The organism is Nakamurella sp. UYEF19 (assembly GCF_040546275.1).
GTDB lineage: Bacteria > Actinomycetota > Actinomycetes > Mycobacteriales > Nakamurellaceae > Nakamurella.
Window position 1 is genome coordinate 136743 of sequence record NZ_JBEPNO010000004.1, and the last position, 17389, is coordinate 154131.

Annotated in this window: 17 protein-coding genes; 9 read left to right on the forward strand and 8 right to left on the reverse strand. The window is 68.8% G+C overall.

Annotation, left to right across the window (positions count from 1 at the left end; translation table 11 throughout):
• Positions 1 to 161 precede the first annotated feature (161 nt).
• The 3 genes from ABIB25_RS09055 to ABIB25_RS09065 all read left to right on the forward strand — a co-directional run bounded on the left by ABIB25_RS09055 (position 162) and on the right by ABIB25_RS09065 (position 4063).
• Positions 162 to 857: a TetR/AcrR family transcriptional regulator gene (locus ABIB25_RS09055; protein WP_354528104.1), complete on the forward strand. Its 696-nt coding sequence runs from the start codon at positions 162 to 164 to the stop codon at positions 855 to 857.
• 348 nt (positions 858 to 1205) lie between these two features.
• On the forward strand, positions 1206 to 2738 hold the full coding sequence (gene guaA / locus ABIB25_RS09060; RefSeq protein ID WP_502919779.1) for a glutamine-hydrolyzing GMP synthase: 1533 nt from the start codon (positions 1206 to 1208) through the stop codon (positions 2736 to 2738).
• Between the two features lie 23 nt (positions 2739 to 2761).
• Positions 2762 to 4063 (forward strand): multidrug effflux MFS transporter, encoded by a 1302-nt coding sequence (locus ABIB25_RS09065; RefSeq protein WP_354528105.1) that lies wholly within the window; start codon positions 2762 to 2764, stop codon positions 4061 to 4063.
• Between the two features lie 340 nt (positions 4064 to 4403).
• On the opposite strand, the gene ABIB25_RS09070 is transcribed toward ABIB25_RS09065, so the two are convergent.
• Together ABIB25_RS09070 and ABIB25_RS09075 are read right to left on the reverse strand one after the other, a co-directional pair.
• Entirely contained in the window at positions 4404 to 4640 is a 237-nt protein-coding gene (locus tag ABIB25_RS09070) for a hypothetical protein (protein WP_354528106.1), read from the reverse strand.
• Entirely contained in the window at positions 4633 to 6222 is a 1590-nt protein-coding gene (locus ABIB25_RS09075) for a PspC domain-containing protein (protein WP_354528107.1), read from the reverse strand. Before ABIB25_RS09075 ends, ABIB25_RS09070 begins: the two co-directional genes overlap by 8 nt.
• 111 nt (positions 6223 to 6333) lie before the next feature.
• On the opposite strand from ABIB25_RS09075, the gene ABIB25_RS09080 reads away from it, so the two are divergent.
• Positions 6334 to 7911: an ATP-binding protein gene (locus ABIB25_RS09080; RefSeq protein ID WP_354528108.1), complete on the forward strand. Its 1578-nt coding sequence runs from the start codon at positions 6334 to 6336 to the stop codon at positions 7909 to 7911.
• Complete coding sequence (locus tag ABIB25_RS09085; RefSeq protein WP_354528109.1) at positions 7908 to 8564, forward strand: response regulator; 657 nt, start codon at positions 7908 to 7910, stop codon at positions 8562 to 8564. The genes ABIB25_RS09080 and ABIB25_RS09085 overlap by 4 nt, the downstream gene beginning before the upstream one ends.
• A 112-nt stretch (positions 8565 to 8676) precedes the next feature.
• On the opposite strand, the gene ABIB25_RS09090 is transcribed toward ABIB25_RS09085, so the two are convergent.
• A complete protein-coding gene (locus ABIB25_RS09090) occupies positions 8677 to 9033 on the reverse strand; it encodes a chorismate mutase (RefSeq protein WP_354528110.1) in 357 nt (118 codons plus the stop codon).
• A 287-nt stretch (positions 9034 to 9320) separates the two neighbouring features.
• On the opposite strand from ABIB25_RS09090, the gene ABIB25_RS09095 reads away from it, so the two are divergent.
• The gene (locus ABIB25_RS09095; RefSeq protein ID WP_354528111.1) at positions 9321 to 9515 is read left to right on the forward strand and encodes a hypothetical protein; all 195 of its coding nucleotides are present in this window, start codon (positions 9321 to 9323) and stop codon (positions 9513 to 9515) included.
• A gap of 23 nt (positions 9516 to 9538) precedes the next feature.
• Here ABIB25_RS09095 and ABIB25_RS09100 read toward each other — a convergent pair whose 3' ends face one another.
• Positions 9539 to 10072: a peptidase gene (locus ABIB25_RS09100; RefSeq protein WP_354528112.1), complete on the reverse strand. Its 534-nt coding sequence runs from the start codon at positions 10070 to 10072 to the stop codon at positions 9539 to 9541.
• Between the two features lie 267 nt (positions 10073 to 10339).
• On the opposite strand from ABIB25_RS09100, the gene pcrA reads away from it, so the two are divergent.
• The gene (gene pcrA, locus ABIB25_RS09105; RefSeq protein WP_354528113.1) at positions 10340 to 12937 is read left to right on the forward strand and encodes a DNA helicase PcrA; all 2598 of its coding nucleotides are present in this window, start codon (positions 10340 to 10342) and stop codon (positions 12935 to 12937) included.
• A gap of 19 nt (positions 12938 to 12956) precedes the next feature.
• Here pcrA and ABIB25_RS09110 read toward each other — a convergent pair whose 3' ends face one another.
• On the reverse strand, positions 12957 to 13586 hold the full coding sequence (locus ABIB25_RS09110) for an alpha-ketoglutarate-dependent dioxygenase AlkB (RefSeq protein WP_354528114.1): 630 nt from the start codon (positions 13584 to 13586) through the stop codon (positions 12957 to 12959).
• A gap of 203 nt (positions 13587 to 13789) precedes the next feature.
• Between ABIB25_RS09110 and ABIB25_RS09115 the strand changes: the two genes are divergently transcribed.
• Together ABIB25_RS09115 and ABIB25_RS09120 are read left to right on the forward strand one after the other, a co-directional pair.
• On the forward strand, positions 13790 to 14239 hold the full coding sequence (locus tag ABIB25_RS09115; protein WP_354528115.1) for a sigma-70 family RNA polymerase sigma factor: 450 nt from the start codon (positions 13790 to 13792) through the stop codon (positions 14237 to 14239).
• Between the two features lie 12 nt (positions 14240 to 14251).
• Positions 14252 to 15157, forward strand: a complete 906-nt coding sequence (locus ABIB25_RS09120) for a hypothetical protein (RefSeq protein WP_354528116.1) — start codon at positions 14252 to 14254, stop codon at positions 15155 to 15157.
• Between the two features lie 16 nt (positions 15158 to 15173).
• Here ABIB25_RS09120 and ABIB25_RS09125 read toward each other — a convergent pair whose 3' ends face one another.
• The 3 genes from ABIB25_RS09125 to ABIB25_RS09135 form a co-directional block, all read right to left on the reverse strand.
• On the reverse strand, positions 15174 to 15626 hold the full coding sequence (locus tag ABIB25_RS09125; RefSeq protein WP_354528117.1) for a VOC family protein: 453 nt from the start codon (positions 15624 to 15626) through the stop codon (positions 15174 to 15176).
• 137 nt (positions 15627 to 15763) lie between these two features.
• Positions 15764 to 16162, reverse strand: a complete 399-nt coding sequence (locus tag ABIB25_RS09130) for a nuclear transport factor 2 family protein (protein ID WP_354528118.1) — start codon at positions 16160 to 16162, stop codon at positions 15764 to 15766.
• A gap of 43 nt (positions 16163 to 16205) precedes the next feature.
• Positions 16206 to 17381 (reverse strand): SPFH domain-containing protein, encoded by a 1176-nt coding sequence (locus tag ABIB25_RS09135; RefSeq protein WP_354528119.1) that lies wholly within the window; start codon positions 17379 to 17381, stop codon positions 16206 to 16208.
• Positions 17382 to 17389 lie beyond the last annotated feature (8 nt).

The window sequence follows — 17389 nt, forward strand, 5'->3', positions numbered from 1 at the left end:
GCCTGAGGGTCCGCACGTCTGACGGGGCGCACGTCTGACGGGGCGGCCCGTCGGACGTGTGGCAGGTCCGACCGTCGTGGCCGGTCCGATCAACAGGATCGGACGGGAGTAGTTGCAGGCAAGGAAGCCTCGAGAGTGTTTGAGATGCAGGAGAAGCAAAGATGAACAGCAGCAGCGCCGGCAGTGCCACCGCCGATCAGGCGGTGCCGGCCAGGCCGGTGCGCAAGGACGTCGCGCGCAACCGGGCGCTCCTGCTGGCCGCCGCTGACGAAGTCTTCGCCGCTCGCGGTGTCGACATCACGTTGGACGAGGTGGCCAGGGAGGCCGGTGTCGGAGTGGCGACCGCCTACCGTCACTTCGACAGCAAGCAGGTGCTGCTGCAGGCCCTGTTCGAGAACCGGATCGACCAGGTGACGGAGCGCATGCTGCGAGCCGAGTCGCTGCCGGACCCCCGTCAGGCCTTCGAGACGTTTCTCTCCCAGGCCTGCGAGATGCAGGCGAACGACCGGGGGATGCGGGAGGTGGTTCACGCCAATCACGGACTACCGGCGGCGGCGGCCTTCCGGGAGCGGCTGGAACCGATCGCCAACCGGATCGTCGAGCGGGCGAAGGACGCGGGTCTGCTGCGACCGGAGTTCACCGCCGCCGACATCCCGATGATGCTCGTGACGATCGGCGGCGTCAGCGACTACGCCGGGTCCCTGGAGCCTGGTCTGTGGCGTCGCTACCTCGACTTCTTCCTGGACGGGGTGCTGGCCGAGGGTGTCCCCCGGCAGAGGGTCGCCGTTCCGCCGCTGACCGGGGAACAACTCGATCTCGCGATGGACGGCTGGCACCGCACCCGCTCCCGTCCCTGACGATCCGATAGAGTTTCCAAGAGCTGACCGACGACGGTGGCTAGGGTTCCGCTCTGGAGGGTCAGAGGCTGGTCCGAGCGCCACAAGCACCGCGGTGAAGTTGCCGCAGGAGTCACACCTCCGGGACAAAAGCCCAGGGAGGGACCGGTTCGCACACGCCCTGCACCATCCGTGTGCCGATACCGGCCCCACCCGAAAGGCAGCACCGTGACACCACCGGACCCAGCAGAACCGAGCGATCCGCAGGTCGAATTTCCGCGAGCTGACTCCCCGAAGGCCGATTCACCGAAGGCCGATTCCGATCAGGCTCGCACCCAGCGCAACGACCTCGAGGCCCACCCCGTCCTGGTGGTGGACTTCGGGGCGCAGTACGCCCAGCTGATCGCCCGCCGCGTCCGCGAGGCGGCGGTCTACTCCGAGATCGTCCCGTCGTCGATGTCGGCGAAGGACATGCTGGCCAAGTCGCCGGCCGCGATCATCCTGTCCGGCGGCCCGTCCAGCGTCTACGCGGAGAACGCCCCCCAACTCGACCCGGACGTTTTTGAAGCCGATGTCCCGATCTTCGGCATCTGCTACGGCTTCCAGGTCATGGCAACGGCCCTCGGCGGTCGCGTCGACCGCACCGGCCGCCGGGAGTACGGAGCCACCCGGCTGACGGTCACCGATCCGGGATCCTCACTGCTGCAGGGACTTCCGGAATCGCTCGGGGTCTGGATGAGCCACGGTGACTCGGTCGCCGAGGCGCCGCCCGGCTTCGCCGTCACCGCCTCCACCGCCGACACCCCGATCGCCGCCTTCGAGAACATCGACCGTCGGCTGGCCGGGGTCCAGTACCACCCCGAGGTGCTGCACTCCGAGCAGGGCCAGGAGGTGCTGCGCCGTTTCCTGCATCAGGTTGCCGGCATCTCACCGGAATGGACCGCCACCGAGATCCTCACCGAGCAGGTCGAACTGATCAGGGCCGAGGTCGGCAGCGACAAGGTCATCTGCGGCCTGTCGGGCGGGGTCGACTCCGCCGTCGCCGCCGCACTGGTTCACAAGGCGGTCGGCGACCAGCTGACCTGTGTCTTCGTCGACCACGGGCTGCTGCGCAAGGGCGAGCGCGAGCAGGTCGAGAAGGACTACGTCGCGGCCACCGGCATCAAGCTGATCACGATCGACGCGGCCGACCGCTTCCTCGGTGCGCTGGCCGGTGTCACCGATCCGGAGACCAAGCGGAAGATCATCGGCCGCGAGTTCATCCGGGTCTTCGAGCAGGCCGCCGCGCAGGTCTCGGAGGAGGAGGGCGGCGTCAAGTACCTCGTCCAGGGCACGCTCTACCCGGATGTCGTCGAATCCGGCGGTGGCACCGGGACGGCCACCATCAAGTCCCACCACAACGTCGGCGGGCTGCCCGACGACCTGACGTTCTCGCTGGTCGAACCGTTGCGCACGCTCTTCAAGGACGAGGTGCGGCTGCTCGGCCACGAACTGGGTCTGCCTGCCGCGATCGTCGGTCGGCACCCGTTCCCCGGCCCCGGCCTCGGGATCCGGATCATCGGGGAGGTCAACTTCGAGCGCCTGGAGATCCTGCGGGCCGCGGATGCGATCGTCCGTGAGGAGATGACGGCGGCCGGCGTCGACGCCGAGATCTGGCAGTGCCCGGTGGTGCTGTTGGCGGATGTCCGCAGCGTCGGGGTGCAGGGCGACGGACGCACGTACGGCCACCCGATCGTGCTGCGACCGGTGTCCAGCGAGGACGCCATGACGGCGGACTGGTCCCGTCTGCCCTACGACCTGCTGGCCAGGATCTCCGGTCGGATCACCGGTGAGGTGCCGGAGGTCAATCGTGTGGTGCTCGACGTGACGAGCAAGCCGCCGGGGACCATCGAGTGGGAGTAGGTCCCACCGATCCGGTCGATTCGGTGGGTCGCGTCGATTCGGTGGGTCGCGTCGGTCCGGTCGGTCCGGTTGATCTCGTCGGGGGAGTCGGTGCCTCGGGCGGCCGGGGGAGCACCGCGCTGCTGGTGACGCTCGGGGCGCTGTCGGCGTTCGGTCCGCTGTGCATGGACATGTATCTGCCGGCGCTGCCCGGGCTGGCGATCTCGCTGTCCTCGACCGCGAGCGCCGCGCAGCTGTCGTTGTCCGCCTGCATCATCGGGCTCGGGCTCGGGCAGCTGGTGGTCGGGCCGTTCTCGGATCGGTTGGGCCGGCGCAGGCCGTTGCTCGTCGGACTGCTCCTGTTCGTGCTGACGTCGGCGTTGTGCGCCGTCACCACGTCGATGACGGTGCTGATCGTGCTGCGGCTGCTGCAGGGCACCGCCGGCGCGGCCGGGATCGTCCTCTGCCGCGCGATCGTCGCGGATCGCTTCACCGGAAAGGCTGCGGCGGCGTACTTCTCGACGATAGCGGCGATCAACGGACTCGCTCCGATCCCCGCGCCCATCCTCGGCGCGCAGGTCCTGCGGATCGGGACCTGGCGGACCGTGTTCTGGGTGCTCACCGGTGTCGGGCTCGCCCTGCTGGTGCTCACGGTGGTGTTCGTGGGGGAGTCCCTGCCAGCCGGGAGACGTTCGACAGCAGGAGTTTTCGGCAGCCTCCAAGCGTTCAGCACGCTGCTGAAGGACCGGGTCTTCGTCGGGTACGCGCTGGCCGGCGGAACCGTCAGTGCGGCGTTGTTCGGGTACATCTCGGCCTCGCCGTTCCTGCTGCAGGACGGATTCGGTCTGTCGCCCCAGGTCTTCTCGTTCTGCTTCGCGGCCAACGCTTTCGGCATCGTTCTGATGAGCACGCTGAGTCGATATCTGCTGGCGCGCACCACCTCCGTACCGCTGCTGCGATGGGGGGTCTGGCAGTGCGCCGTCGGTGCTGCGCTGCTGGCGATGACCCTGCTGGGTCGGTTCGGGCTGCCGATGCTGTTGGTCGCACTGTTCGTGATGGTCTCCTCGGTCGGGTTCGCGCTGCCCCATTCCTCTGTGCTGGCCATGGATCTGCACCGCAGTGTGGCTGGCTCGGCCTCGGCGTTGCTCGGCGCGTTCCAGTATGCGTGCGGTGCCGTCACGGCCAGGCTGGTGGGATTCGGCGACAAGACCGGCGGCCACGCCCTCGCCTTCACCGCTCTCGGGCCGCAACGATCGCCGTCGGCGGGTTGTGGATGGCCGGTCGTGCAACAGGTCCCGGGGCCGTCCGGTCCGTCGCCTCCGCGTGACCCTGCGCGGCTCGTCTGACGGTGCCCGGTCGTCTGACGCTGCACGGTTGGTATGACGGTGCACGGTTGGTATGACGGTGCACGGTTGGTATGACGGTGCACGGTTGGTATGACCCTGAAGATCCGTTGGCGGAGAACACAATGGTCCGGACACTGTCGTGTCCGGACCATTTGCTCGTTGTGCCGTCGAAAGGAATCGAACCCTTCGCATCGCCCGTGCTCGACTGCCGCACCACGAGGGTGCCGTCTGCCGATGGAGACCACCTACGCATCCAGGGCCGGCACATGAGTTTAACAGGCGGAAGGACCTCGGAATTCCCTGGTCAGGTCCCGCCGGTCCGGCCCGACGCCGACCCCACTTACGTCCGCCGTCGGCCCGGTAGCGCGGTGGCGAGCAAACCGAGCCCGACGATCGCGATCGCGCCGGCGATGATCCACTTCGCTGCGGAGTCGACCAGCCACCACGGGTTACCGGTCAACCCGACCGAGGCCACCGTCAGGAAGACCAGCGACATCACCACTCCGATGACGTTGATCCGACGGGCTGGTCCTCGGGTCCCGGTGCCGGCGACATCCGCATTCCTGGTCTCAGGCAACGGTTTTCACCTCCGCGTAGCCGGCGTTGACCTTGACCGTCAGCTTCAGGGTCCCGCTACCGCTCGTCCCGGTGGTCGAGGCGGTCGACTGCCTGCCGATCCCGTCGGCGATCTGACCGAGACAGTCCGCCCGGCCGAGTTGGGCGTCGCACGTCGCATCGACCTTCATGCTCGCGGGGATGACGACCTTGGCGTAGCCCCCCTTCAGTTCGACGTTCACGTTCTTCACCTGACCGGACGGAATGGTGACGGACGAGAGGTCGAGCGTGAGGTCACCGGCGTTGGACGTGTATTCGCCGAGCACCGCCGAGTAGTTCGCCGGCTTGATCTCGGTCTGGCCGTAGCCGCTGGTCCCGCTGATTCCGGTGACGGCCAGCGCCAGGGTGACCAGCGACAGGAACACGCCCGGTCCGATCAAGGAGTACCCACGACCGCGGAGTGCGGAGAACAGCAGCCCGAGACCCAGGACACCGAGAGCGATCCCGGCCACCTGCGACCAGGCCAGCGTCCACCAGCCGGCGAACACCCCGGCTGCGACCAGACCACCGACGAGCAGGGTGGCGCCCATGGTTGCCCGGGCGATCACCTGACCGCCACGGTCGCCACTCACCACGGGCGAAGCCAGTGGCGTCGGCTCGGGCAGGTCCCAGGCGAACGGGGCCACCCCCAACGGATCCCAGGCCGGCGGCGTGGTGCGCGGGGCCGGATCCGCCGGCAGTTCGTCCGACGGTCCCGCGTTCGACGGGCCGGCGTTGGACGGGGATGTCGTCTTCGTCAGGTCGACGCCGTCCGCATTCCGCGGAGCCGGGCGGTCGACCCTGATGGCTGATTCCGGCCGGTCCCAGAAGGCCGGCTGTTCGAACGGCGAACTGCCACCGGCCGGCGCACCCGGTTGTCCCCCACCGCCATCACCTCCCCGACTGTGCGAGCCCCAGGCCGTGGAGCCGCACCGCGCGGAGCGGCCGGCATTCCTGGCCTGTTCGCCGGCGTATCGGGCCCGCTCGGCCCACTGCTGGGCCTGCTCGGTGATGCGGGTGACCTGCTCGTCGGTCCGCGTCATCCAGTCCTGCCGGCGGTCGTCGCCCGGAGTCGACCAGTCACCATGCCAGTGGTGGGGCTGTTTCCACTCGCGGTGCCCCAACCGCCCGCGCTTGTGCATGATCGACAGCACGATCACGCCGCCGATCGCCAGCGGGAGGAACGGCAAGCCCCAGGAGAACATCGAGAACGCGGCGACGACGGCGACGACGCCGAGGCCGACCGCCAGTGACGGCGGGACGGAGGACCGACCGCGGCCGAGCAGCGCCTCGGCGGCGGACACCTCGTCGCCATCAGCCGGGAGAAGCAGCCAGCCCAGGACGTAGAGCAGTCCACCGAAGCCGCCGAAAACGGTGAGGACGACGAACGCCACCCTGATCAGGACCGGGTCGATCCCGAAGGCCCGGCCCAGGCCACCGGCAACTCCGGCGATCTTGCGGTCGCCGGTCGATCGGCGCGGACGCCGAATCCATCTGCTGTTCGAGTCCTCGTGCGGAGTCGGGTGATCCTGCACTCCGGAGGAGTTGTTCCACTGATCGGTCATGGGACAACTGTGCGCGGCAACAGCGGCCGAATCCATCGGGGATCACCCTGGTTTCCGCGGCTCAGGGTCATCCCCGATGCAGCCGGGTTCGTCACATGTGACTCTGGTCGAGTGAGTTTCGACAGCCCTGCCTCCTCCGCCCAGACTGGATCGGAGGCCGCAGCCCCGAACCCCGCCGATCGCATCCCGCTGCCCCCACCGGCGGCGACCGGACCCGCCGCGACCGGACCCGCGCCGACCCCGCCCGCGGCAACCGGACCCGCGGCGACCGGACCCGCGCCGACCCGACCCGCAGCGACCGGACCCGCTTGGTCCCCGGATGGCGTGCGCCAGGAAGTTCCGAACGGTGCCCCCCGGGTCGAAACGGCGACCGGACCCTTGAACGGCTACGACGACCACGACCTGACGCCTGACGGCGTTCCGCGGCTCGTGCGTCGTCGGGACGTCTCGATCGTCGGCGGGGTGGCCGCCGGGATCGCCGATCACCTGCGGGTACCGGTGCTGGCCGTGCGGGTCGCCTTTGCCCTGATGGCCGTCATCGCCGGCGCCGGAGTCCTGGCCTACGCGCTGCTCTGGATCTTCGTCCCGCCGGGCCGTACCGGACTGACAGACCGCACCGGCTCGACGGGCCGCACCGGCTCGGCCGATGGGCCGACGAAGTCCGGCACCGCGGCGGAGCGGCGTCAGGCGGTCGGCATCGCCGCGCTCGGGCTGGCCGTGATGATCGCCGCCACCGCGCTCGGCGTCGGCCAGGTGCTCGGCTGGGTGCTCGGTCCACTGGGGCTGGCCGCGCTGGGCGGGGCCTTCATCTGGCGGGAGGCGGATGACGTCCGCCGGGCGCGGTGGCGCAAGACCGCCGCCGGGATCGTCGGTCCGAGTCGCGGCACCGCCTGGCGGGTCGGCGGCGGCGTTGCCCTGGTGGTCGGTGGCCTCTCGGTCTTCGCCATCGGGCAACTGGACTTCACGGCCGTCCGGTCGGCCCTGATCGCGGTCCTGCTCACCCTGGTCGGCGTCGCCGTCATCACCGTGCCCTGGTGGGTCCGGTTGGTGCGCGACCTCGGTAACGAGCGGCAGGGCCGGATGCGCGAGCGTGAACGCGCCGAGATCGCCGCCCATCTGCACGACTCCGTGCTGCAGACGCTCACCCTGATCAAGAACAAGTCCGACCAACCGCGGGAGGTGCTCCGGCTGGCCCGTCGTCAGGAGCGGGAGTTGCGGACCTGGCTCTACGGACCCGCCGGCTACGCCGCCGCTGATGGGAGTGCGGCAACGTCCGATCTCACTTTCGCCGCCGCCCTGGCCGAGGCGGCCGGCGACGTCGAGGACATCTACGCGATCGAGGTGGCTCCGGTGGTCGTCGGTGACACCGCGATGGATCCACACCTGGCCGCGCTCGTGGCCGCCGCCCGGGAGGCGATGGTCAACGCGGCCAAGCATTCCGGGGTGCTGGAGGTCAGCGTCTACGCCGAGATCGAGGACGGAACGGCCTCGGTGTTCGTCAGGGACCGGGGGACCGGATTCGATGTGTCGGCCGTCGATCCCGACCGGAGGGGGCTGGCGGAGTCGATCCGGGGGAGGATGGAACGGCACGGCGGAAAGGCCGTCGTCCGCTCGACACCAGGGGAGGGCACCGAGGTGGAGTTGCAGATCCCCATCACGATTTCGGCCGCAGCGGAGGGCTCGGCATGACGCCGGTCACCGTCTTCCTCGTCGACGACCACGCCATGTTCCGGACCGGGGTCAAGGCCGAGCTGGCCGGCCTGCAGGACGAGCGGATCGAGGTCGTCGGGGAGGCCGGTTCGGTGGCAGAGGCGGTCGTCCGGATCACCTCCGACCCGCCGGACGTCGTGCTGCTGGACGTCCACATGCCCGACGGAGGTGGGCGTGCCGTGCTCGAGCAGATCCACCGCGATCTCCCACAGGTGGTATTCCTCGCGCTGTCGGTGTCCGATGCGGCCGAGGACGTCATCAACGTCATCAGAGCGGGCGCCCGCGGTTACGTCACGAAGACCATCTCCGGCCTCGAGCTGGCCGACGCCGTGGTGCGGGTGGCCGGTGGCGATGCGGTGTTCTCGCCACGCCTGGCCGGGTTCGTGCTGGACGCGTTCTCCGACCGTCCGGGCGCGGCGCCCGTCTCCGACCCCGAGCTGGACATGCTGTCGCCGCGCGAGCGTGAAGTGCTCAAGCTGCTGGCCCGCGGCTACGCCTACAAGGAGATCGCGTCGCAGCTCTTCATCTCGGTGAAGACGGTGGAGACCCATGTCTCCTCGGTGCTGCGCAAGACGCAGAAGTCCAACCGCTACGAGCTCAGCCGCTGGGCCTCCGACCGCCGCCTCGTCTGACGCCCGCCCGCCCCGCCGCGCTTATCAACTTCGACGGCGCTCATGAACGTCGCGGTTTTGGGGCCAGAGTGATGGGAATCGACCCGATCATAAGCGCGACGGCGCTGAGGCCCTACTTCCGGCCGAGGCGCCCGCGGCCCATGGACAGCAGCATCATGCCGAGGTCGGTGCCGGACGGGCCGAGCGAGCGGAAGCGCTCGAGGATGGCCATCTCGCGGCTGTAGACGATCCGCGGGCCGCCGAGCGACTTGCGGGCGGTCCCGATCGCGTGGGAGATGGCGGTCCGGCGCTGGATCAGCCGCACGAGTTCGGCGTCGATGGCGTCGATCTCGAGCCGGAGCGTATCGATCCCCGCCTGGTCGGCGGGCACCGGAACAGCCTCGGCCTCGGTCTGGGCGGCCACGGCCTCGACAGTGGCGACGGCCTCGACAGTGGCGCCGGCCGGGGCGGCCGCAGGGGTACTGGTCATGATCTTCCTCATTCTGCCCCGGACCCGGCAACGAAAAAGCCCCGAGTCCTGGTGGACCTCGGGGCGCGTCGTGGCGGGTGGAGTCAGCCGCTGACGGGCACCGGGATCCGGTACCCGTAGAAAAACTCGCGGCATGTCATGGGGGAAGTACATCACACCAACCCGCGACCGGCCAGCATGACTTCAGCAGGTCGGGGGAGTCGGACGACACCTTCGACCAGGACACCGCGGGCGAGCGATCGCGCGCGGACACGTGCGTCCGGTCGAAGGCTGCCCTGAGAACATCAGTGCTGGTCGCCGCCGGGATCGGTTTCACTCCTTGGCATTTCAGCCCGACGCTGGTGCTGGCCGCGGTAGTCACGATGGTCTCGATCGTCGTGATGATCGTCCTCGGCCACGACCGGAAGCTGACGTCGGGCTCGCTGCTGATCGGCTTCGGGCTCTACGCGGCGTTCTGTGCAGGGATGCTGGTACTCGACTGAGCACCTGGCCAAGAAGGAAAGGGTCAGGCAGCGAGAAGCATGGCCAGCACCGCAGTGTCGGCGTCGTCCATCGGGTCGATCCCGGCCAGACCGCGCATGCTCGTGACGGCTCCGGTGTGGTCGGCCTCGGCCCAACCGGCGCGGTGATCGAGGCCCAGATGCGGCAGGCCCGGCAGGAGGACGCACCCGGAGGCGACGCCGTCGTACTCCGGCAAAGACGGTTTCGTCTCCGACGGAGGATGCAGGACGAGCAGGCCGGTGGGTTGCGGCTCCGCGAACTGCCCGGGCGTCAGGGCGTGCTCCCCGATCAGCGTGCCTTCGGCCAGGACCAGTCCGACCGTGCCGGGCTGCGGCTCGTCGGGCAACTCCTCCCGCACCCGGAACACGGTGGTGACCGGCAGCAGGCCCGGGACGCTCGCCACCCGGACAGCGATGACCAGGAACTTGACCCATTCGAGCGTGCTGACCGGCCAACGGCCCGACACCACGAAGCCGCTGAGCGCACCGGCCGATTCGAAGGCGGACACCTGCACCGAGCGTGACGATGATTCGTTCATGGCCAACCTCCGATCCGGATCGAGGTAGTGAAGATCATGTTGCAGGCAAAGGGCGCTGGCACACAAGGGGAGGGGAGTGCCAGAAACCACCGGCTTGGTCACGTTTGCGTAGTGTGCTCACACAGCGTGAAGAAGACCCCCCTCGCAGTCCTGGCAAGGTCGGCATGGTCCCGGCACCGGCCATGGGCCCTGCCGGGTAGCGACAGGCCTTGCCAGGTGGGTCGGGGCGTGTCGACTGTCAGTGCGAACCGGTAGTTTCAAGACGATATGACGAGTCTGTTCGATCTGCCCCCCGCCTCGCCGGGCCCTGGGGAAAGCACCGGGAAATCCGGCTCGGGGGAAACCGGTCAGGCTGCACCGACCCTGCCCAAGGAAACCGCGCAGCAGCGCATGGTCGCGCAGGCGCAGCGGCAGGCGGCCGAATCGAGGGCGAAGGCCGCAAAGGCCCGGCAGGACGCTGCGGAGGAGCTGCTCGAAGGCCTGAACCCGCCGCAGCGGTCGGCCGTCGAGCACCGAGGTGCCCCACTGCTGGTGGTGGCCGGCGCGGGTTCGGGCAAGACCAGGGTGCTGACCAGAAGGATCGCCTACCTGCTGGCCGCCGGCGGTGCGCACCCGGGCGAGATCCTGGCGATCACCTTCACCAACAAGGCCGCGGCCGAGATGCGCAACCGCGTCGCGGAGATGATCGGCGCCCGCTCGCGCGCCATGTGGGTGTCCACCTTCCACTCGATGTGCGTGCGGATCCTGCGGGCCGAGGCCACCCATCTCGGGATCCGCTCGAGCTTCACCATCTACGACTCGGCTGATTCGCAACGGCTGGTGCAGATGGTCGCCTCGGACCTGAACATCGACACCAAGAAGGTCTCGGCCCGTTCGTTGGCCGGCGCCATCTCCAACCTGAAGAACGAGTTGGTCGACCCGGCATCGGCGACCGACAAGGCGGAGTCCGATCTGGACAAGATGGTGGCGCAGGTCTACACCGGCTACCAGACCCGGTTGCGTGCTGCGTCCGCCTTCGACTTCGACGACCTGATCATGGAAACGGTCTCGCTGCTGCAGGCGTTCCCGGCGGTGGCCGAGCACTACCGTCGCCGCTTCCGTCACGTCCTCGTCGACGAGTACCAGGACACCAACCACGCCCAGTACATGCTCGTCCGCGAACTGGTCGGCGGGTCGGACGGCGAGGGCGAGAAGTGGACCGACGACGGCGTTCTCGTCCACGACGGTCGGTCTGTCATCCCGCCGGCGGAGCTGGTGGTGGTCGGCGACGCGGACCAGTCCATCTATGCCTTCCGCGGTGCCTCGATCCGCAACATCACCGAGTTCGAGCGCGACTACCCCAATGCCCGCACGATTCTGCTCGAGCAGAACTACCGCTCCACCCAGACGATCCTGTCCGCCGCGAATCGGGTGATCTCCCGGAACACCGAACGGCGCGCCAAGAACCTGTGGACGGCGCAGGGTGACGGCCAGCTGATCGTCGGTTACGTCGGCGACAACGAGTACGAGGAAGCGCAGTTCATCGGCAAGGAGATCGACGCCCTCGTCGACGAGTCGCAGGTCAGGTTCGGCGATGTCGCCATCTTCTACCGGACCAACTCGGCGTCACGAGCGATCGAGGACGTGTTCGTCCGCACCGGGATGCCGTACCGGATCGTCGGCGGTGTCCGGTTCTACGAGCGGCGCGAGGTCCGTGACGCGCTGGCGTACCTGCGGGCGATCGCCAACCCCGATGACGAGGTGTCCCTGCGGCGCATCCTGAACACCCCCAAGCGTGGCATCGGCGACCGCGCCGAGGCTGCGGTGGTGGTGTTTGCCGAGCGCGAGCGCATCGCCTTCGCCGACGCGCTGGTGCGGGTGGACGACATGCCGATGATCGCCACCAGATCGGCCAAGGCCGTCACCGCGTTCAACGAGATGCTCGCCGGTTTCCGGGGTCTGGTCGCCGGCGGCGCCGAACCGGCCGAGGTACTGACGGCGGTGCTGGACCAGACCGGGTACCGCGCCGAACTCGAGGGCTCCGACGACCCGCAGGATTTCTCCCGTCTGGAGAACCTGGACCAGCTGGTCACGGTGCTTCGCGAGAACGCCGAGCTGTTGCTGGGCGGCGGTGGCGCGGTGACCGCCGGTGATCCTGATGCACCGGCCGTCGATCCGCCCGCACCCGGCAACGAGTTGCTTGCCGCTGTGCTGGAACAGATCTCGCTGGTTGCCGACGCCGACTCGATCCCCGATTCGGAGGACGGCGTCGTCACCCTGATGACGTTGCACACCGCCAAGGGTCTGGAATTCCCGGTCGTCTTCCTGACGGGCATGGAAGACGGGATCTTCCCGCACCAGCGGGCCTTCTCCGACGAGCGGGAGCTGGCGGAGGAACGCCGGCTGGCCTACGTCGGCATCACCCGAGCCCGGGAACGGCTGTACCTGTCGCGGGCGGTGACGAGATCCGCCTGGGGGCAGGCGAACTCGTATCCGGCCTCGCGGTTCCTCGACGACATCCCGGAGGAGCTCGTCGACTGGCGCCGCCTCGCGCCGGCACGCGAACCGTACGTGTCCGGCTCGGCCGACTACCGGTCGTCCAACTGGGGTTCCGGCGGATCCAGCAACTACAGCGGCTACGACTCCCGGAGCAGCCGGTCGGCGCCGGTCTCCGCGTCGAGGTTCGGACAGGTCGGTGGATCGAGGACGGCCAGACCGCCGCTCCAGCTGGCCGTCGGGGACCGGGTCAACCATGACAAGTACGGCCTCGGGAAGGTCACCGTGATGTCCGGGGCGGGGCCGACGGCCACCGCCACCATCGACTTCGGGACGGCCGGCACCATCCGGCTGATGCTCATCGGCGGCGTGCCGATGACGAAGCTCTGACCGTGCCTTCGCAGTTCCGTCAGGCCACGCCCGCCGGACGGAACTGGATGCTGACCCGCGGCCCGACGTGCGCGGTCGTCTTGGGGATCGAGTGTTCCCAGGTGCGCTGGCAACTACCGCCCATCACCACGAGATCGCCGTGTCCCACGGGCACCCGGACGCTCGCGCCACCCGAGCGTGGTCGCAGCAGCAACGGGCGGTCAGACCCGACCGACAGGATGGCCACCATGGTGTCCGAGTGCGACCCGCGCCCGATGGTGTCGCCGTGCCAGGCGACGCTGTCGCGTCCGTCCCGGTAGAGGCACAGGCCCGCCGTCAGGAACGGCTCGCCGAGTTCGGGGGCGTAGTAGTCGCACAGTTGCTGCCTGGCCGTCTTCAGCACCGGGTGGGGAAGGTCTTCGTCCGCGCCGTACCAGCAGAGCAGGCGCGGGACGGCGACATCCCGCTCGTACATCCGGCGTCGTTCGGCCCGCCAGGGCACTCCTGTCAGGAGGGTGTCCAGGACGCCGTCCGAGCCGAGCAACCAGCCCGGGAGTCGATCGACCCACGCACCCTCGCTCAGCACGGTCCGTTCGACCCGACCCGTCAGGGCGGTCAGTTCCGGCTGCTGGTCGACGTCGAACATCGAGGGTTGGTAGGCGCGGGACACCAGCCCATGGTAGCCGCCTTCGAACAGACGTACAGGGTGATTGATGGAGTGCCTCGAGGCCGCCTCGGGGTCTACTTGAACTCCCGTCACAACAACGGGCCACGGTGCTCCGTTGTGATGAGTGAGACCAACGCGCACCTCGGCCGAGGGAGAAGCCATCAGTGTCAGGACCACCACAGTTCGCCAGCTACGCCAGTGCGCAGATGCCAGTTCTGGTGCGCTCTGCCCGCGCAGTGACCGGCGATGCCGAACTCGCCGATGATGTCCTGCAAGCTGTTCTGGAAAGAGTGTGCCGGGCGTGGCCGCGGATCGGTGCGATGGAGCGTCGCGACGCCTACATCAGGCGAATGTTGGTCAACGAGTTCCTGGACCACACCAGGCATCGCCGCCGCGTGGTCCCGCTTGCCGAGGTGGGCACCGAACGGACCGCACCGGACACGATGGCCGCCCGCGACACCCGTTCGGACCTACTCGAGCGCATCACCCTCCTACCGCCGCGGCAGGCAGTTGCCATCGGCCTGAGGTACTACGGAGAACTGTCCGACCCCGAGATCGCCGAGGCCATGGGTTGTACTGCCGGCACCGTTCGCGGCTACCTCTCCCGCGCCCTCGCCACCCTGCGCGCCGGCTTCGGCGCCGCCCTCACCGTCTAGGAGCCCCGACCCATGACCGATCCCGAGTTCGGCCCCGCCTACCGCCAGACGTTCGCCGCCAGCGAAGACGACGCTGTCGAGCGCATGCGCGAGTTCGTCAGAACGCTGCCACCGGTCCCGGATGCGTTCGTCCGCTGCACGCGGTGGTTGTTGCCGGCCGGTGTGGCCGCCGCCGTTGCCGCCGTCGCGGTCACCACCGTCGCCATCACCGCCGGCGGATCGAGTTCCGTCGGCACCGTCTCTGCCGGCGGTCGACCGGTGATCGCCGCCGCGTCGAGCGCACCGCCGTCGGGATCACGTTCGATGAAGCCCCCGACGGCGCCCTCCGCACCGCTGACGACCTGGTCGCCACGGGCGACCACGACTTCGCCCCGGCCGGTGGCGCGTGATCCATCCTCCACATCGACTCCGGCGGCATCGACGGCTAGCACGACCAGAACGCAGGAATCGAGCACCTACCCGCCGGTCGGGGACCCCGGGATCACCGGCCCGTTGGCGCCGTACGCCAAAGCCTCGGCCTACACCAAGGTTCCAGCCGGCTTCGTCGTCCGCACGCCCGCCGACAACGTGTCGTCCGTGAACGGTGTCGCCAACGGGTTCAGCATCTATATTTCCGCGGCAAGCGAAGACCCCAAGGTGGTCAACGGCGGATATCTCGTCATGGTGACGGCGCCATCGCTCAACTATCAGTCCATAGACGGGCAGGGACCATCCTCGATCCCGACCGGTGCGGGGCTGCACCTGGGCGATCGCACCTGGCGCTGGAACGCCGACCGCACCCTGCTGATCTGGACGAGCGCCAACGCCGACGTGTACATCGGAGTACTCGCCACCCGCGCGATGAACGAATTCGAACCGACGATTCCCGACGGCTACAGCATCGGCGACATCGAACTCATCGCCGCCGGCCTGCGCTGATCAGTTCGAGCATCCGTCAGGCGATGCAGAACTCGTTGCCGGCGGGATCCTGCAGGACGACGCCGACGTGGTCGATGCCCTCGTCGTCCATCACCCGCAGGCGAGTCGCTCCAAGCGCAACGAGACGATCGGCCTCTCTGAACACCCGGTCCCGGCGCTCTGCCAGCGGCACCGCTCGCCCGCCGCCCACCTTGATGTCCAGGTGGATCCGGTTCTTGACGTCCTTGGGCTCCGGCACCTGCTGGAACCAGATGCGGGGTCCGCGGGCGGTGGGATCGACGATCGAATCCGCCGCATCCCGGTCGGTGGGCAGTTCGTCCTCCGGAACGCCGATGCTGCGCCAGTGCTCGTTCCACGTCGGGAGCCCGCTGGGCGTTGGCTCCACGACGTACTGGAGGGCTTCGACCCAGAACGGCACGAGGACGCCGGGCTCGAGGCAGTCGATGGTGATCTGGAACTCTGCTGTCATGCCCGCCATGCTCGCATCGCGCACCGACAGCAGCCGCGGCGGCGCCGTCCTGGCAGGGCTTGTCCACACCTGGCAAGGTCCGCGGCCAATGCCAGGACCCGGCTGACCCTGCCGAGACGGTCAACAGTGACGGCCGGTCAGTCCGGCACGTAGGCGTCGTAGTTGTCCTGGGCGCAGACCCGGCCGTCCCGGATCCGCAGGAAGACCGCGATCCGCGCGCGGATCCGGGTGCCGGCGGGCTGGGTCGGGAAGTCGACCAGCAGCACGGCGCTCCAGTTGACCTCCAGGATCACCCGGTCCCCGTCGACGGCCTCGGTGGCGATCTGGAAGACCTGCTCGTCGACCACCTCCCGGCCCCTCGCTGCCGCCTGCAGTACCTCGGGCAGGTTCCGGCTGGCGCCCTGTGGCGACATCGGGTTTGGCCACTCGCGCTGCACGAAGTCGGTCGTCAGGTGCGCTCGCAGTTCTGCGACATCGCCCTGTTCGACGGCCCGCAGGTACCGCCGTGCCACCTCGAGGGTCTCGGTGCGCGTCATGAACTCATCCTGCCTCCGGAAAGGCCATCCCGGGCGACGAGACTCAGCCGACCGGGACGGCGGTCAGGGCCGGGCCGGCGTGCACTCGCGGCCTGAGCGCGTCGAGGATGGAAAGACCCTGTCCGACAAGCCCTGTCACCATCTCGGACACCCCCTCGGTGCCGTTGATGATCGTCAGGTTGGAGTCGGCGATGCCGCGCGCAGCCGCCTCGACCATCGCGGGCAGCACCTCGACCAGGTGGTCCGCGGCGATGAGTTCCTGGTTGCCGCCGCGGAGCGAGTCCGCCCGAGCCGTATTGGCGTCAGCCTGCGCCTGTGCGAGAACCTTTGCCGCGTAGGCGGCCCCGTCCGCCTGGGCGCGGACAGCCGCGGCGTCGGCAGTGGCCAGGGTGGTACGGCGGTAGGCCTCGGCGTCGGCCGGGCGGCGTACGTCGGCCTCGAGCCGGCGGGTGGTCAGGTTGGCCTGTCGCTGCGCCAGCTCCGTCTGCTGCTCGATGACGTGCTGCGCCGCCTGGGCCTGCGCGAGCGGACCCGCCTGCGCTGCGTGGGCCTTGGCCCGGTCGGTCTCGGCGATGAAACCTGCGCGTTTGATCTCGGTGTCGCGTTCGTACTCCGCCTTCAGCGCGAACGCCTGCTGCTCACGCTCGGCGGCCTCCTGATCCGCGCGGGCCGCGGCGATCCGGGCCTGGCTGGCGACGGCCGCGGCGTGCGGCGCGGCCAGATTCTGGATGTATCCGGTGGCGTCGGAGATTTCCTGGATCTGCACTGCGTCGACGACGATTCCGAGTTTCTCCATTTCCGCGTGACTGCCGTCCTTCACCTCCTGTGCGACCCGATCGCGCTCACGGATCAATTCCTCCACCGTCAGGGCGCCGACGATCGACCGCAGGTGGCCGGCGAAAATGCGGCCGATCAATTCCTCCATGCGATTCTGTTCGGACAGGAATCGGCGGGCGGCATTGGCGATGGAGGCGAAATCGTCACCCACCTTGAAGACCGCGACGGCCTGGATGTTCAGGCGGATGCCCTGATTGGTCACGCAGTCCTCGACGATCTCCGCCTCCAGGAGCGCGAGCGAGAGAATGCGAGCCTTCTGCTTGACGGGAATCACGAAACTACCGTGACCGGTGACGATCCGAAACTGCGTGTCCTGCGTCTGACGTTTCGATCCGGAGATCAGCAGCGCCTCATTGGGGGCAGGAACATGCCAGAAGAACATGACTAAAC

Coding starts and splice junctions, on each gene's coding strand:
- pcrA (WP_354528113.1), top strand. CDS start 10,340: ATGACGAGTCTGTTCGATCTGCCCCCCGCCTCGCCGGGCCCTGGGGAA.
- ABIB25_RS09090 (WP_354528110.1), bottom strand. CDS start 9,033: ATGACCAGTACCCCTGCGGCCGCCCCGGCCGGCGCCACTGTCGAGGCC.
- ABIB25_RS09115 (WP_354528115.1), top strand. CDS start 13,790: ATGCCAGTTCTGGTGCGCTCTGCCCGCGCAGTGACCGGCGATGCCGAA.
- ABIB25_RS09085 (WP_354528109.1), top strand. CDS start 7,908: ATGACGCCGGTCACCGTCTTCCTCGTCGACGACCACGCCATGTTCCGG.
- ABIB25_RS09135 (WP_354528119.1), bottom strand. CDS start 17,381: ATGTTCTTCTGGCATGTTCCTGCCCCCAATGAGGCGCTGCTGATCTCC.
- ABIB25_RS09125 (WP_354528117.1), bottom strand. CDS start 15,626: ATGACAGCAGAGTTCCAGATCACCATCGACTGCCTCGAGCCCGGCGTC.
- ABIB25_RS09100 (WP_354528112.1), bottom strand. CDS start 10,072: ATGAACGAATCATCGTCACGCTCGGTGCAGGTGTCCGCCTTCGAATCG.
- ABIB25_RS09120 (WP_354528116.1), top strand. CDS start 14,252: ATGACCGATCCCGAGTTCGGCCCCGCCTACCGCCAGACGTTCGCCGCC.
- ABIB25_RS09075 (WP_354528107.1), bottom strand. CDS start 6,222: ATGACCGATCAGTGGAACAACTCCTCCGGAGTGCAGGATCACCCGACT.
- ABIB25_RS09130 (WP_354528118.1), bottom strand. CDS start 16,162: ATGACGCGCACCGAGACCCTCGAGGTGGCACGGCGGTACCTGCGGGCC.
- ABIB25_RS09055 (WP_354528104.1), top strand. CDS start 162: ATGAACAGCAGCAGCGCCGGCAGTGCCACCGCCGATCAGGCGGTGCCG.